The sequence below is a fragment of the Geobacillus sp. C56-T3 genome (genome assembly GCF_000092445.1).
Classification (GTDB): Bacteria; Bacillota; Bacilli; order Bacillales; family Anoxybacillaceae; genus Geobacillus; species Geobacillus thermoleovorans.
Genome location: NC_014206.1, coordinates 87,480 through 103,690, shown reverse-complemented (window position 1 = coordinate 103,690; position 16,211 = coordinate 87,480). Strand labels below are relative to the sequence as shown.

Here is a 16,211-nt window from a genome sequence, read left to right as displayed (position 1 = left end):
CATCTTCACCTCCCTATTTAACATTATAAACAGTTTCCAATGTTTGAAACCAATTGGAAGGCAATTTTTAATCGTTTTTGAACATTCGACATCTGCTTGTAACAATAGCGGAAAACGCCGGCCAAACGCCATAGTTGTTTCGGATCACCCTACTATTTTTTACGTACATCAGAGCGAAAAGGTTCAATCCTTTTAGGCTGTTTATGCCTCTGCTTGAACACTTAAGAATGAAGAGGCGATGAATTTTTGATTGCTCATATCCCCTTGGGCGCGAAGAAGCGGGTTGCGCAGGTGAAAGAGCGATTAACACATTGTATGCTCAAGCGCCTCGGCCACATGCGAAACACCGATCACTTGCACACCTTTTGGCGGCTGCCAGCCAGCTAAATTGTTTTTTGGCACAATGATGCGGGAAAAGCCTAATTTTACCGCCTCCTGCACGCGCTGTTCGATGCGCGAGACGCGGCGCACCTCTCCAGTTAAGCCGACTTCGCCGATAATGACATCCGCCGGATTCGTCGGCCGATCGCGAAAGCTCGAGGCGATGCTGACAGCGACCGCCAAGTCAATTGCCGGCTCATCAAGCTTCACGCCGCCCGCCACTTTCAAATAAGCATCTTGGTTTTGCAACAGCAGCCCAACCCGCTTTTCGAGCACGGCCATCAAAAGCGACACACGGTTATGGTCAAGGCCGGTTGCCATCCGTCTCGGGTTGCCGAAGCTCGTCGGCGAGACGAGCGCCTGGATTTCCACGAGCACCGGCCGCGTCCCTTCCATCGCCGCCACGACCGTCGAGCCAGCCGCTCCGCGCGACCGTTCTTCTAAAAACACTTCTGATGGGTTTTCCACTTCCTTCAGCCCAATGTCGCGCATCTCAAAAATGCCGATTTCGTTCGTTGAGCCAAAACGGTTTTTCACCGCTCGCAAAATGCGATACGTATGGTGTCGCTCCCCTTCAAAATAGAGAACGGTGTCCACCATATGTTCGAGCAGGCGCGGCCCGGCGATCGCCCCTTCCTTCGTCACATGACCGACGATAAAAATGGCAATGCCTTTTGTTTTCGCCAGCTTCATCAGCTCGGCCGTGCATTCGCGCACTTGGGCGACGCTGCCCGGTGCAGAGGAAATATCGGTGCGATACACCGTCTGAATCGAATCAATGATGACACAAGCAGGTTGAACCGTTTCAACCGCTGCCACAATGTATTCCAAATCTGCTTCCGCCAACACGTACAGCCGATCGCACTCCGCACGAAGGCGTCCAGCGCGCAGCTTTACTTGTTTGACCGATTCCTCACCGGAGACATACAGCACTTGATGCCCAGCGGCGGCCAGCTGCGCCGATGTTTGCAAAAGCAACGTTGATTTGCCAATGCCAGGGTCGCCGCCGATCAAAACGAGCGAACCTTTGACGATTCCACCGCCCAACACGCGATCGAGCTCCGCGCTGTTCGTTTTCATGCGCGGCTCTTGCACCGCCTCCACGGCTGTAATCGGGACCGGTTTGGCCGAACCCGCCCGCTCCGAATGAAGAAATGCGCCGCGCACAGTCGGTTTCTCCTGCTCAATTTCCTCAACAAGCGAATTCCATGTTTGGCATCCCGGACAGCGTCCAAGCCATTTGGCCGACTCATATCCACACTCTTGGCAAACGAACTTCGTTTTCTTCTTCGCCATCGATCTTAACCCTTTCTGTAACGTTTTCCAACGAAAAAAAGGCATGGGCAGGAAGCTGCCGCATGCCTTTTCTTCCCTCACACGACCGCCTGTTTCGACAATACGACAAACTCCCCGTCTTTGACATCCACGACGACTTTTTGCCCTTTGGCGATCGTGCCTTTTAACAATTCTTCGGACAAACGGTCTTCAACATGCTTTTGCAAGGCGCGGCGCAACGGGCGGGCACCGTATTCTGGATCGAACCCTTCGGCGGCGATTTTCTCAATGGCGGCCTCCGTCAGCTCAAGATCAATGTCTTGCTCTTTCAGCCGCTTCACGAGCGTATCGGCCATCAATCGGACGATTTGTTTCAGATGGTCTTTTTCGAGCGAATGGAAGACGATGATTTCGTCGATCCGGTTTAAAAACTCTGGACGGAATGCTTTTTTCAGCTCATCCATCACTTTGCTTTTCATATCTTTGTATTGCTGGTTCCCGTCTTGAATGTTGAAGCCAACGTACTTATTCCGTTTCAGCGCATCGGCGCCGACGTTGGACGTCATGATGATGATCGTGTTGCGGAAGTCGACCGTCCGCCCTTTCGAGTCAGTCAGCCGCCCATCTTCCAACACTTGCAGCAAAATATTGAACACGTCCGGATGCGCTTTTTCCATCTCATCTAACAGGACAACCGAATACGGCTTGCGGCGCACTTTTTCCGTCAGCTGGCCGCCTTCTTCATAACCGACATACCCCGGCGGCGACCCGATGAGCCGCGATGTCGAGTGTTTTTCCATATACTCGGACATATCGATGCGAATGAGGGCGTCTTCATCGCCAAACATCGCTTCTGCCAAGGCTCGAGCCAACTCCGTTTTCCCAACGCCGGTCGGACCAAGGAAAATGAACGAACCGATCGGGCGTTTCGGGTCTTTCAGGCCAGCACGGGCGCGGCGCACCGCTTTGGCGACCGCTTTGACCGCCTCGTCTTGGCCGACGACACGCGAATGCAAAATTTCTTCCAGCTTGAGCAGCCGCTCCGTTTCCGTCTCAGCGAGCTTCGATACTGGAATGCCGGTCCAACTCGAGACGACCGCGGCGATGTCTTCGACCGTCACTTCCAAATTTTCTTGGCCTTGTTTTTCTTTCCACGCACGTTTCGTTTCCTCCAGTTCTTCGCGCAGCCGCTGTTCCATATCGCGCAGCGACGCCGCTTTTTCAAATTCTTGGCTTTGCACGGCCGCGTCTTTTTCTTTCCGCACTTCCTCGAGCTTTTGTTCAAGTTCTTTCAATTTCGGCGGTGCGGTGAACGAACGAAGGCGCACTTTCGAGCAAGCCTCGTCGATCAAATCGATCGCCTTATCCGGCAAGAAACGGTCGGTAATGTAGCGGTCGGACAACTTGACGGCTTGCACGATCGCCTCGTCGGAAATCGAAACGCGGTGGTGCGCTTCATACCGATCGCGCAACCCTTTTAAAATTTGGATCGATTCTTCCACTGTCGGTTCATCAACGTAAATCGGCTGAAAGCGGCGTTCAAGCGCGGCGTCTTTTTCAATATATTTCCGGTATTCATCGAGCGTTGTCGCGCCGATGCATTGAAGCTCCCCGCGCGCCAACGCCGGTTTCAAAATGTTCGACGCGTCGATCGCTCCTTCCGCCCCACCGGCGCCAATTAATGTATGCAGCTCATCGATGAACAAGATGATGTTGCCCGCTTGACGAATTTCATCCATCACTTTTTTCAGTCGGTCTTCAAATTCCCCCCGGTATTTTGTTCCGGCGACGACCGTCCCCATATCGAGCGTCATGACCCGCTTGTCGCGCAGCGTTTCCGGCACTTCGTTATTGACGATTTGTTGGGCTAACCCTTCAGCAATGGCCGTTTTCCCAACGCCCGGCTCGCCGATCAACACCGGATTATTTTTCGTCCGCCGGCTTAATACTTCAATGACGCGCTGAATTTCTTTACTGCGGCCGATGACCGGGTCCAGCCGCCCTTCGCGGGCAATCGCTGTCAAATCGCGGGCGAGGCTGTCAAGCGTCGGAGTGCTCACATGCGACGCGCCGCCGCCATGGCCTGACATCGACTCATTGCTGCCAAGCAGCTGCAACACTTGCTGGCGCGCTTTGTTCAAGCTTACTCCCAAGTTGTTCAGCACGCGGGCGGCCACCCCTTCGCCTTCGCGGATCAACCCAAGCAAAATATGTTCTGTGCCGACGTATGAATGGCCGAGCTTCCGCGCTTCATCCATCGACAGCTCAATTACTTTTTTCGCCCGCGGTGTATAGTGGATCGTATGCGACACTTCACTGCCACGGCCGATGAGCGATTCGACTTCTTTTTGGATTTTATCTGGGCCGAGCCCAAGCGCCATGAGCGCCTTAGCCGCGATCCCCTCGCCCTCGCGGATGAGGCCGAGCAAAATATGTTCTGTGCCGATATTGTTATGGCCGAGGCGAATGGCTTCTTCCTGCGCCAGCGCCAGCACTTTTTGCGCCCGTTCCGTAAATCTGCCAAACATCATCGTTCATCCCCCTCCATCTTTCTTCGTTCCTCCATCTTTAAACGCTCCCGGATCAGCGCCGCGCGGCGGACGTCCCGTTCTTCAGGGCGAAGCGCCCCGCCGGCATATTGCTGCAAAAATCCCGGCTGCGTCAAAATCATCAGCTCATTTAAAATGTTGCGCGAGATGTTCTTGATATATCCTAGATCAATCCCTAAGCGAACATCGGACAGACATTGCGCCGCTTCTTTCGATTCGATGACGCGACAGTTGGCCAGTATGCCGTATGAACGGAACACCTTGTCTTCTAATTGTATGCCCAAAGTTTTCACTAATGCCTGACGAGCCGCTCTTTCTTGGGCGATCAGCTGCTGAACGATCGTATGCAAATCAGCAACAATGTCTTCCTCCGATTTCCCAAGCGTGATCTGGTTGGAAATTTGGAATATATTTCCCAACGCTTCACTCCCTTCACCGTATGTTCCACGGACAACAAGCCCAAGCTGGTTGATGGCAGGAATAATACGGTTAATTTGTTGCGTCAGCACAAGCGCCGGAAGATGCATCATCACCGAAGCCCGCAATCCCGTCCCGACATTGGTCGGGCAGCTCGTTAAATAACCAAGCCGCTCGTCAAAGGCATAGTTGACATACCCTTCAATCCAATCGTCCAATTCGCTCGCCGCCTCGAGAGCCTCAGCAAGCTGCAACCCCGGGAATAGGCATTGGATGCGGATATGATCCTCCTCGTTGATCATGATGCTGATTTCTTCATTTTCCGAAAGCAGACAAGCGCCAAACGGCGAATCCTCAGCCAGATGCGGACTAATTAAGTGTTTTTCTACCAATACCCGTTTTTCAATCGGCTGAAGCTCCGACATTTTCAACAACTCGAAGCGGCCTGCCCCTCCGTAAGAACGATGGGCGAACGTCCGTTCAAACAACGCGACGATTTGCATCGCTTCTTCACTGCTAAACAGCGTTGGAAAACGAAAGTCAACGATGTTGCGCGCCAGTCGGATGCGACTGCTTAAGACGATGTCCGAATCCGGCCCCTCTTGGCTCATCCACGCGCTGACCGCCGTATTGAAAAACTTCTCGAACGACATACCGCTTACATATCCCCCTCTCCGCGTCGACGCAGTTCATCCTCCAACGAGCGGATTTGGTCGCGCACCTCGGCCGCCCGCTCGAATTCCTCACGAGCGACGAGCTCCTGAAGCTTTTGTTTCAACATAGCAAGTTGCTTGCGCAAATGGAGAACGCCGCCTTTTCGCTTCGGAATTTTTCCTGAATGAGCGGTATTGCCGCTATGGAGCCGTTTCAAAATCGGCGGCAAGTAGCGTGCAAACGTCCGGTAGCAGTTAGCGCAGCCGAACCGCCCGATTTGTGTGAATTGATGGTATGTCATTTGGCACGTCTCACATTGAAGTACATCCGGGTTCGGAAACGCGTTCGCCGTCATCTCTTTCATCGGCGCTTGAAAGTTAAGAAGCCCCGCCAACAAGTTGTTGAGTGAAAAATCATCATTGCCGTAGAACGTAAACATATGGCCATGCTCTCTGGCGCATTGCTCGCAAAGATGGAACTCCGTTTTCTCTCCGTTTACAATTTTTGTAAAGTGCATCGTGGCCGGCCGCTGCTTGCATTCTTGGCAAATCAATGCCTCCCCCTCCCCCTATTTGTATTTCAGCGACGTCAGCATCGCTTTTAACATGCGGGCCCGCAGTTCGTCCCGCTCGGGCAAATCGATATATAAAACAGAACGATCCATAGCGCTTAACATAATTTTCGCTTCCCGCTCCGAAATTACCTTTTCTTCAACGAGACGTTTTACCACATCTTCAGCATTCGATTGGCTGATGCGGTGGCCGACAAGCTCGAGCAGCTGGTCAATAAGCTGTGCTTCACTCTTTGTCTTCACTTTCATAATGCGGATATACCCACCGCCACCGCGCTTGCTTTCGACGATGTACCCTCTTTCAAGGGTAAACCTCGTATTGATGACATAGTTGATCTGCGACGGAACACATTGGAATTTATTAGCGATTTCGCTTCGTTTAATTTCAACGATATCTTGGTCGCTCATATTGAGCACTTGCTTTAAATATTGCTCAATGATGTCGGAAATGTTCGGCACTCTACCTACCACCTTCCTTACAACCAAGCTGCCTGGCGATGGGCCGTCCGCTGACAAGGACACCCCACTGCCTATTTGTTGACTTTGACTATATTTGACCTTACTCTTACTATACAATGTATTACGGAAAATTTCAAGAGTGACCAAAGAAGGAAAACTAACTATAGAATATCCGTTTTTTTGGACAATAAAACGTCAAGCAGCCGAATAAATGAAAAAGCACGCCTTTTCTTCCAAGGAAAGAAAAGACGTGCTTTCCATTTTGCCTAGCAGCGACCTACTCTTGCAGGGGCGCTGGCCCCAACTACCATCGGCGCTGGAGGGCTTAACTTCCGTGTTCGGGATGGGAACGGGTGTTTCCCCTCCGCCATAGCCACTAGGCAATGGTTATCATCTTGGACAGTAATTATTATATCCATCCTGTTGGATTTGTCAACAGGATGTTCATTCCCTCAAAACTAGATAACCGTCGGAAGAAGCCGCGGCGCTTCCGCTTTTCGTTGTCCAGCTCCGGCTCGCCGCCGCTCGGGGTCAAATAACCTTCCCCCTCGGGGTGCAAGCACCCCTGCGGGTGAAGAACATTTGCCCATCGCGGCGACCCGCTCGCCTCCGCTTTTCTTGCTAGGTCAAGCCCTCGATCGATTAGTATCCGTCAGCTCCACGTGTCGCCACGCTTCCACCTCGGACCTATCGACCTCGTCATCTTCGAGGGATCTTACCCGCCTAACGCGGTGGGAAATCTCATCTTGAGGGGGGCTTCACGCTTAGATGCTTTCAGCGCTTATCCCGTCCGCACATAGCTACCCAGCGGTGCCCCTGGCGGGACAACTGGTACACCAGCGGTGCGTCCATCCCGGTCCTCTCGTACTAAGGACAGCTCCTCTCAAATTTCCTCCGCCCGCGACGGATAGGGACCGAACTGTCTCACGACGTTCTGAACCCAGCTCGCGTACCGCTTTAATGGGCGAACAGCCCAACCCTTGGGACCGACTACAGCCCCAGGATGCGATGAGCCGACATCGAGGTGCCAAACCTCCCCGTCGATGTGGACTCTTGGGGGAGATCAGCCTGTTATCCCCGGGGTAGCTTTTATCCGTTGAGCGATGGCCCTTCCATGCGGAACCACCGGATCACTAAGCCCGACTTTCGTCCCTGCTCGACCTGTCCGTCTCGCAGTCAAGCTCCCTTGTGCCTTTGCACTCTCCGAATGATTTCCAACCATTCTGAGGGAACCTTTGGGCGCCTCCGTTACCTTTTGGGAGGCGACCGCCCCAGTCAAACTGCCCACCTGACACTGTCTCCCACCCCGCTAAGGGGTGCGGGTTAGAATTTCAATACCGCCAGGGTGGTATCCCACCGTCGCCTCCACCGAAGCTGGCGCTCCGGCTTCCCAGGCTCCCACCTATCCTGTACAAGCGATACCAAAATTCCATATCAGGCTGCAGTAAAGCTCCACGGGGTCTTTCCGTCCTGTCGCGGGTAACCTGCATCTTCACAGGTAGTATAATTTCACCGGGTCTCTCGTTGAGACAGCGCCCAAGTCGTTACACCTTTCGTGCGGGTCGGAACTTACCCGACAAGGAATTTCGCTACCTTAGGACCGTTATAGTTACGGCCGCCGTTTACTGGGGCTTCGGTTCGCACCTTCGCTTCCGCTAAGCGCTCCCCTTAACCTTCCAGCACCGGGCAGGTGTCAGCCCCTATACGTCGCCTTTCGGCTTCGCAGAGACCTGTGTTTTTGATAAACAGTCGCTTGGGCCTTTTCACTGCGGCTCTTCAGGGCTCTTCACCCCAAAGAGCACCCCTTCTCCCGAAGTTACGGGGTCATTTTGCCGAGTTCCTTAACGAGAGTTCTCCCGCGCGCCTTAGGATTCTCTCCTCGCCTACCTGTGTCGGTTTGCGGTACGGGCACCTCTTCCCTCGCTAGAGGCTTTTCTTGGCAGTGTGAAATCGGGGACTTCCGGATCCATCCGTCGCCGTCACCGCTTGGCCTTATGATCCGCGGATTTGCCTGCGGATCAGCCTTGCGGCTTGGACAGGCTCTTCCAGCCGCCTGCTCGCCCTATCCTCCTGCGTCCCCCCATCGCTCAAACGGGAAGAAGGTGGTACAGGAATCTCAACCTGTTGTCCATCACCTACGCCTTTCGGCCTCGGCTTAGGTCCCGACTAACCCTGAGCGGACGAACCTTCCTCAGGAACCCTTAGGCTTTCGGCGCAGAGGATTCTCACCTCTGTTTTCGCTACTCATACCGGCATTCTCACTTCTAAGCGCTCCACCAGTCCTTCCGGTCTGGCTTCTCTGCCCTTAGAACGCTCCCCTACCGATGACCAACGGTCATCCCGCAGCTTCGGCGGCACGTTTAGCCCCGGTACATTTTCGGCGCAGAGTCACTCGACCAGTGAGCTATTACGCACTCTTTAAATGGTGGCTGCTTCTAAGCCAACATCCTGGTTGTCTCGGCAACTCCACATCCTTTTCCACTGAACGTGCACTTCGGGGCCTTAGCTGGCGGTCTGGGCTGTTCCCCTCTCGACCACGGATCTTATCACTCGCGGTCTGACTCCCGGGCATAAGTCATTGGCATTCGGAGTTTGACTGGGTTCGGTAACCCGTTTTGGGCCCCTAGCCCAATCAGTGCTCTACCTCCAAGACTCCTAAACCCGAGGCTAGCCCTAAAGCTATTTCGGGGAGAACCAGCTATCTCCAGGTTCGATTGGCATTTCACCCCTACCCACACCTCATCCCCGCACTTTTCAACGTGCGTGGGTTCGGGCCTCCAGCCGGTGTTACCCGGCCTTCACCCTGGACATGGGTAGATCACCTGGTTTCGGGTCGACGACGACGTACTCACACGCCCTGTTCAGACTCGCTTTCGCTGCGGCTCCGCCTCTCCGGCTTAACCTCGCACGCCATCGTCACTCGCCGGTTCATTCTACAAAAGGCACGCCATCACCCATCAACGGGCTCTGACTACTTGTAGGCACACGGTTTCAGGTTCTCTTTCACTCCCCTCCCGGGGTGCTTTTCACCTTTCCCTCACGGTACTGGTGCACTATCGGTCACTAGGGAGTATTTAGCCTTGGGAGATGGTCCTCCCTGCTTCCGACGGGATTCCTCGTGTCCCGCCGTACTCAGGATCCGCTCGGGAGGGAACGAAGTTTCGACTACAGGGCTCTCACCTTCTCTGGCCGGCCGTTCCAGACCGGTTCGTCTACCCCGTCCCTTTCTCACTCCCATCGTGAGCGGTCCTACAACCCCAAGAGGACACGCCTCTTGGTTTGGGCTGTTCCCGTTTCGCTCGCCGCTACTCAGGGAATCGCGGTTGCTTTCTTCTCCTCCGGGTACTAAGATGTTTCAGTTCCCCGGGTGTGCCCTCCATGCCCTATGGATTCAGGCATGGATACTGCCCCATTACGGACAGTGGGTTCCCCCATTCGGACATCTCCGGATCAACGCTTGCTTACAGCTCCCCGAAGCGTTTCGGCGTTTGCCCCGTCCTTCATCGGCTCCTAGTGCCAAGGCATCCACCGTGCGCCCTTTCCAGCTTAACCTATTGCGCTCTCGGCTTCTTCCTTATGTTAATCGGTTATCTAGTTTTCAAGGAACGAAGTAGCTCCTTTGAATTCGCTTCTTCGCTGGTTTGCGTCGAGGAATTCGGCTTCTCCGAATCCGCTTGTAGACGCAGACGCAAACGAGACTACTTCATTGAATTCACTTCTCTGCAGTCTTGTGCCGAGGAATCTTGCTTCCCTGAACCTGCTAGCAGACGCAGGCACAGGCGCTTTTGAAGGAACTTTTCATTCCTTCAAAACTGAACGAAGCGACTGCCTTGAGTCTGCTTCCTTGCAGCTTTGCGCCGAGGAATCCATCTTCCTTGAATCTGCTAGAAGACGCAGGCGCAAAACAAGTGAAGGAATTTCTCATTCCCTCAAAACCGAACGAAACAGAAGCGCGTTTTGCTTTGAATAACGACTGATGTCTAGCTCCAGCGCCTGGCTCTCTTCTGCCAAATAACCTTCCCCCTCGGGGTGCAAGCACCCCTGCGGGTGAAGAACATTTGGCTTCGAGAGCCAAACGCGCCGCTTCCGCTTTTCTCTCTGTCTAGCTTCGGCTCGCCGCCGCTCGGGGTCAAATAACCTTCGCCTTCGGGATTGTAAATCCCTCCAGGCGAAGAACATTTGCCCATCGCGGCGAAACGCTCGCCTTCGCTTTTCTCCTTAGAAAGGAGGTGATCCAGCCGCACCTTCCGGTACGGCTACCTTGTTACGACTTCACCCCAATCACTTGCCCCACCTTCGGCGGCTGGCTCCCTTGCGGGTTGCCTCACCGACTTCGGGTGTTGCAAGCTCTCGTGGTGTGACGGGCGGTGTGTACAAGGCCCGGGAACGTATTCACCGCGGCATGCTGATCCGCGATTACTAGCGATTCCGGCTTCATGCAGGCGAGTTGCAGCCTGCAATCCGAACTGAGAGCGGCTTTTTGGGATTCGCTCCCCCTCGCGGGTTCGCAGCCCTTTGTACCGCCCATTGTAGCACGTGTGTAGCCCAGGTCATAAGGGGCATGATGATTTGACGTCATCCCCACCTTCCTCCGACTTGTCGCCGGCAGTCCCTCTAGAGTGCCCAACTGAATGCTGGCAACTAGAGGCGAGGGTTGCGCTCGTTGCGGGACTTAACCCAACATCTCACGACACGAGCTGACGACAACCATGCACCACCTGTCAACCTGTCCCCCCGAAGGGGGAACGCCCAATCTCTTGGGTTGTCAGGGGATGTCAAGACCTGGTAAGGTTCTTCGCGTTGCTTCGAATTAAACCACATGCTCCACCGCTTGTGCGGGCCCCCGTCAATTCCTTTGAGTTTCAGCCTTGCGGCCGTACTCCCCAGGCGGAGTGCTTATCGCGTTAGCTGCAGCACTAAAGGGTGTGACCCCTCTAACACTTAGCACTCATCGTTTACGGCGTGGACTACCAGGGTATCTAATCCTGTTTGCTCCCCACGCTTTCGCGCCTCAGCGTCAGTTGCAGGCCAGAGAGCCGCCTTCGCCACTGGTGTTCCTCCACATCTCTACGCATTTCACCGCTACACGTGGAATTCCGCTCTCCTCTCCTGCACTCAAGTCCCCCAGTTTCCAATGACCCTCCACGGTTGAGCCGTGGGCTTTCACATCAGACTTAAGGGACCGCCTGCGCGCGCTTTACGCCCAATAATTCCGGACAACGCTCGCCCCCTACGTATTACCGCGGCTGCTGGCACGTAGTTAGCCGGGGCTTCCTCGTGAGGTACCGTCACCGCGCCGCCCTCTTCGAACGGCGCCCCTTCGTCCCTCACAACAGAGCTTTACGACCCGAAGGCCTTCTTCGCTCACGCGGCGTCGCTCCGTCAGGCTTTCGCCCATTGCGGAAGATTCCCTACTGCTGCCTCCCGTAGGAGTCTGGGCCGTGTCTCAGTCCCAGTGTGGCCGGTCACCCTCTCAGGCCGGCTACGCATCGTCGCCTTGGTGAGCCGTTACCTCACCAACTAGCTAATGCGCCGCGGGCCCATCCGCAAGTGACAGCCAAAGGCCGCCTTTCAACCAAAGACCATGCGGTCTTCGGTGTTATCCGGTATTAGCTCCGGTTTCCCGGAGTTATCCCGGTCTTGCGGGCAGGTTGCCCACGTGTTACTCACCCGTCCGCCGCTGACCAAATCAGAGCAAGCTCCGATTTGGTCCGCTCGACTTGCATGTATTAGGCACGCCGCCAGCGTTCGTCCTGAGCCAGGATCAAACTCTCCAAAAGAAAGTTGATTGGCTTTTGCTTTGGCCAAAGCGGCCTCCGCTTTTCGGATTGTCTAGCTTCGGCCGCTATCGGCTTGCGACGCTTCGTGTCCCGCTGCGGCGGCGACAGCCTCCTCGCGGGCCTCTCAGCGCGTTTCGCCGATAGGCAAGCGGCCTCAGCTTTTCGAATTGTCCAGCTTCGGTCCGCCGCCGCTCGGGGTCAAATAACCTTCCCCCTCGGGGTGCAAGCACCCCTGCGGGTGAAGAACATTTGCCCGTCGCGATCGCCAGGATGGCGATATTTCGCCGTTGCCCGCAGGACGCGGGCTGCTGTTAGGCGAAATATCGGACCTCCGCTTTTCGTCGCGCTTCGTTTCGTTCAGTTTTCAAGGAACGAGACCTCTTCTTGAACTTGCTTCGTTGCAGTCTTGCGCCGAGGAACCCAATCCCCCCCGAATTCACTAGAAGACACAGGCGCAAAGTTGCTGCATTGAAACAACTTCTCTGCTGGTTTTCGTCGAAGAATCCCGCTTCTCTCCATTCACTTGCAGGACACAAGGTTGCTACTTTAGTTTGCTTCTCTGTAATCCTACCGAGGAACCTCACGTCTTCAAATTCCCTTGCAAGCGGCAGGCACAGACATAAAGCAACAGTGGAGCCTATCGGGATCGAACCGATGACCTCCTGCGTGCAAAGCAGGCGCTCTCCCAGCTGAGCTAAGGCCCCATATATCCGCTATCGGGAAGACAGGATTTGAACCTGCGACCCCATGGTCCCAAACCATGTGCTCTGCCAAACTGAGCTACTTCCCGCCAACGCGCTCGAGAGGATTCGAACCCCTAACCTTCTGATCCGTAGTCAGATGCTCTATCCAATTGAGCTACGAGCGCAAGTGCCGAGGGCCGGACTCGAACCGGCACGGTAGTGACCTACCCCAGGATTTTAAGTCCTGTGCGTCTGCCAATTCCGCCACCCCGGCTAAATGGGCAAATAAATGGAGCGGAAGACGGGACTCGAACCCGCGACCCCCACCTTGGCAAGGTGGTGTTCTACCGCTGAACTACTTCCGCTCGAATCAACATGCGGGTGAAGGGACTCGAACCCCCACGCCCGTAAAGGGCACTAGACCCTGAATCTAGCGCGTCTGCCAATTCCGCCACACCCGCAAATCAATTGTGGTGAGCCATGGAGGACTCGAACCTCCGACCCTCTGATTAAAAGTCAGATGCTCTACCTACTGAGCTAATGGCTCATGGTTAGGATAACACTCTACAGCTTCGTTTCACTCTACCTGCCTCTTCCTCTCCCAGCCGATTCAAAGATGCCAAGTGCGTCGAGGCAACTCGAAGTAGATTCAAAGATGTAATACTCGTTACTGAACTAATGGCTCATAATAGGTGATGGTGGAGGATGACGGGATCGAACCGCCGACCCCTTGCTTGTAAGGCAAGTGCTCTCCCAGCTGAGCTAATCCTCCACGGGATTGCCTAGCGACGACCTACTCTTGCAGGGGCGCTGGCCCCAACTACTATCGGCGCTGGAGGGCTTAACTTCCGTGTTCGGGATGGGAACGGGTGTTTCCCCTCCGCTATCATCACTAGACAGTCAACATAACAGACAAGTAATATTATAATCGAACGTGTTTGTTTGTCAATACTTTTTGAATATCATTGTTGACGCATCCGCGTGCTATCATAATATAGCACACTGAAGGAGGTTTGTCAACTTATTTCGTTTTTTGTTTTATTATTAAAAGCAAATTTTTATATTATATATATCCTATGACTAAAAGTCAATAGTCAAATGAAAGTTAGTGTCGATGTGCACCGTAGGAAAATGCCAGCGGTGTATGATGCAAATATGATTTGCCGAGACGGTAGTAATGATCGACGATCTTTCGGTTCAAGTCTTTCCATTTGTCCGGGACAGTCGGCAATCGGTCGGCCTGTTCCTGCTGCCATACCGTCTCTCCTGGAGCGACGAACCGGTTGTCGGGGACTTTCACGCCGTTGGTTACGGTCGCCCCATGCATGATGACGCAGTTTCTGCCGATTATGGCGTCATAAATATTGGTGTGTTGCCCGATAAATGTATTCCGCCCGACGAACAGGGGGCCATGCACGGCCGCATGGTGCAGGACGCTGTTTTCCCCTTCGAGGTAAACGCCCCATTTTCGGCCGTTCACGTTCACATGCTCGCGTCCAGGATGTACATGCATAAGCACATAATCTTGGATATTCGTATAAGGACCGACATAATACGGATAACCCGAATCCGCCCGCAACAAATTCTTAAAGCCGATAAACACATCATCAGCAATCGTTATGTCGCCGATGATCATCGAATCGACGCCGATGACCGCTTTGGGGCTGATTTTCGGGGCGCTGATCTGCGCGGCCTCAGCCACAGGAGGATTGCGATAGAGGATCGGATAGGAAAGCAACAGAACCGCTCCTTTCACCTTTATGTTTTTTACTTCCGAGTCCTCCGTTAATATATGCAGGTCAACTGTCCAATGGTATTGATCTTCTTTCTAGGGGTTGGTAAGCGGCCGGCTTTTTTCTTGAATCGGTATCCCATAACGAACTGTCCCCTGCCGCTGTTCGCGGCAGGGGACGATCATTGCTATTTATGACGCATTTGCGGGAAAAGCAACACGTCGCGGATCGACGGCGAGTTCGTCAGCAGCATGACCAGACGGTCGACGCCGATGCCAAGCCCGCCTGTTGGCGGCATGCCGTACTCGAGCGCTTCAAGGAAGTCTTCGTCCATTTCATGTGCTTCATCGTTTCCTTGTTCACGCTCTTTCAGCTGCGCCTCAAAGCGTTGGCGCTGATCGATCGGATCATTCAATTCGGTAAAGGCGTTGGCATGTTCGCGCCCGACGATAAACAGCTCAAATCGGTCGGTAAAACGCGGGTCGTCCGGATTTTTCTTGGCCAACGGTGAAATTTCAACCGGATGGCCATAAATGAACGTCGGCTGAATGAGGTGAGACTCGACTTTTTGTTCAAAAAATTCGTTGACAATATGGCCAAACGTCATATGTGGAGCAACTTCCACTCCATGTTCTTTCGCCAGCTCCCGCGCCTCTTCGTCGCTCATCTGCCGCCAGAAGTCGACGCCGACATATTCCTTGATCGCATCGACCATATGCAGGCGCCGCCACTCGGGCGTTAAGTCGACGACATGCTCGCCGTATTGAATTTTCGTCGTTCCAAGCACTTCAGTGGCAATGTGGGCGATCAAGTTTTCCGTTAGTTCCATGATGTCGCGGAAATCGGCGTACGCCTCGTACAATTCGAGCATCGTAAACTCCGGATTATGGCGGGTGGAAATGCCTTCGTTCCGGAAAACGCGGCCGATTTCATACACTTTTTCCAAACCGCCGACGATGAGCCGTTTTAAATGGAGCTCGATGGCGATTCGCATATAAAGGGTCATATCCAATGCGTTATGATGCGTAATGAACGGGCGCGCCGCAGCGCCGCCAGCAACGGCGTGCATCATCGGCGTTTCAACTTCCAAATAGCCACGGCTGTCGAGATACCGCCGCATCGATTGGATGATTAAACTGCGGGTGATGAACGTCTTTTTGCTCTCCGGATTCATAATTAAATCGAGATAACGCTGGCGATAGCGTTGCTCTATGTCTTTCAAACCATGGTATTTTTCCGGCAGCGGACGCAACGCTTTCGTCAAAAATTCGTACGACGACACTTTGATGGAAAGTTCACCAACTTTTGTTTTAAACATTGTGCCGCGCACGCCGACGATATCGCCAAGGTCAGAGATTTTAAACAGTTCGTACTGCTGTTCGCCAACATCGTCTTGACGGACGTAAATTTGAATCTGCCCGGTGACATCCTGGATATGGGCGAACCCGGCTTTTCCTTTGCCGCGCTTTGTCATGATGCGGCCGGCGACGGCGACTTCAATTTGCTTTTCTTCAAGTTCCTCTTTCGACAAATCGCCGTACAGTTCGAACAGTTCTTGCGCTTTATGAGTGCGCTCGAACCGTTTGCCAAACGGGTCGACACCCAATTCCTCAATTTTTTTCAGCTTTTCCCTGCGGACGCGCAGTTGGTCGTTCAATTCTTCATGACTCATACCTCATTCACTCCATTTAGCGATTTTTTACGAAAAA

Annotated in this window: 7 protein-coding genes, 8 tRNA genes and 4 rRNA genes; all 19 read right to left on the bottom strand. The window is 53.8% G+C overall.

What is annotated here, in order from left to right:
• Window positions 1–303: 303 nt before the first annotated feature.
• The 19 genes from radA to lysS all read right to left on the bottom strand — a co-directional run bounded on the left by radA (window position 304) and on the right by lysS (window position 16,174).
• Window positions 304–1,677, bottom strand: a complete 1,374-nt coding sequence (radA, locus tag GC56T3_RS00530) for a DNA repair protein RadA (RefSeq protein WP_013143974.1) — start codon at window positions 1,675–1,677, stop codon at window positions 304–306.
• Window positions 1,678–1,754: 77 nt separating this feature from the next.
• Window positions 1,755–4,187, bottom strand: coding sequence for an ATP-dependent protease ATP-binding subunit ClpC (gene clpC, locus GC56T3_RS00525; RefSeq protein ID WP_011229593.1), 2,433 nt, complete (start codon window positions 4,185–4,187; stop codon window positions 1,755–1,757).
• Entirely contained in the window at window positions 4,184–5,275 is a 1,092-nt protein-coding gene (locus GC56T3_RS00520; RefSeq protein ID WP_011229592.1) for a protein arginine kinase, read from the bottom strand. The genes clpC and GC56T3_RS00520 overlap by 4 nt, the downstream gene beginning before the upstream one ends.
• A 5-nt stretch (window positions 5,276–5,280) precedes the next feature.
• Window positions 5,281–5,829: a UvrB/UvrC motif-containing protein gene (locus GC56T3_RS00515; protein ID WP_011229591.1), complete on the bottom strand. Its 549-nt coding sequence runs from the start codon at window positions 5,827–5,829 to the stop codon at window positions 5,281–5,283.
• 15 nt (window positions 5,830–5,844) lie between these two features.
• Window positions 5,845–6,306, bottom strand: a complete 462-nt coding sequence (ctsR, locus tag GC56T3_RS00510; RefSeq protein ID WP_011229590.1) for a transcriptional regulator CtsR — start codon at window positions 6,304–6,306, stop codon at window positions 5,845–5,847.
• Between the two features lie 264 nt (window positions 6,307–6,570).
• Window positions 6,571–6,687: ribosomal RNA gene (gene rrf, locus GC56T3_RS00505) — 5S ribosomal RNA — on the bottom strand.
• 241 nt (window positions 6,688–6,928) lie between these two features.
• Window positions 6,929–9,858 (bottom strand): 23S ribosomal RNA (locus tag GC56T3_RS00500).
• Between the two features lie 670 nt (window positions 9,859–10,528).
• Window positions 10,529–12,086, bottom strand: a 16S ribosomal RNA gene (locus GC56T3_RS00495).
• A gap of 631 nt (window positions 12,087–12,717) precedes the next feature.
• Window positions 12,718–12,790: transfer RNA gene (locus GC56T3_RS00485), tRNA-Ala, on the bottom strand.
• A 12-nt stretch (window positions 12,791–12,802) separates the two neighbouring features.
• A tRNA-Pro gene (locus GC56T3_RS00480) sits at window positions 12,803–12,876 on the bottom strand.
• Between the two features lie 4 nt (window positions 12,877–12,880).
• Window positions 12,881–12,954: transfer RNA gene (locus GC56T3_RS00475), tRNA-Arg, on the bottom strand.
• A gap of 3 nt (window positions 12,955–12,957) precedes the next feature.
• A tRNA-Leu gene (locus GC56T3_RS00470) sits at window positions 12,958–13,043 on the bottom strand.
• A gap of 16 nt (window positions 13,044–13,059) precedes the next feature.
• Window positions 13,060–13,134: transfer RNA gene (locus tag GC56T3_RS00465), tRNA-Gly, on the bottom strand.
• Between the two features lie 11 nt (window positions 13,135–13,145).
• Window positions 13,146–13,230, bottom strand: a tRNA-Leu gene (locus tag GC56T3_RS00460).
• A 10-nt stretch (window positions 13,231–13,240) separates the two neighbouring features.
• Window positions 13,241–13,316 (bottom strand) — tRNA-Lys (locus tag GC56T3_RS00455).
• 149 nt (window positions 13,317–13,465) lie between these two features.
• Window positions 13,466–13,541 (bottom strand) — tRNA-Val (locus GC56T3_RS00450).
• A gap of 8 nt (window positions 13,542–13,549) precedes the next feature.
• Window positions 13,550–13,666: ribosomal RNA gene (gene rrf, locus GC56T3_RS00445) — 5S ribosomal RNA — on the bottom strand.
• Together the 16S, 23S and 5S rRNA genes with 8 tRNA genes alongside form the textbook arrangement of a ribosomal RNA operon.
• Before the next feature lie 208 nt (window positions 13,667–13,874).
• Window positions 13,875–14,507 carry a carbonic anhydrase gene (locus tag GC56T3_RS00440; RefSeq protein ID WP_013143973.1) on the bottom strand — a complete coding sequence of 211 codons (633 nt, stop codon included), beginning with the start codon at window positions 14,505–14,507 and terminating at the stop codon, window positions 13,875–13,877.
• Between the two features lie 182 nt (window positions 14,508–14,689).
• A complete protein-coding gene (gene lysS, locus GC56T3_RS00435; protein ID WP_011229589.1) occupies window positions 14,690–16,174 on the bottom strand; it encodes a lysine--tRNA ligase in 1,485 nt (494 codons plus the stop codon).
• Between the last annotated feature and the right edge of the window lie 37 nt (window positions 16,175–16,211).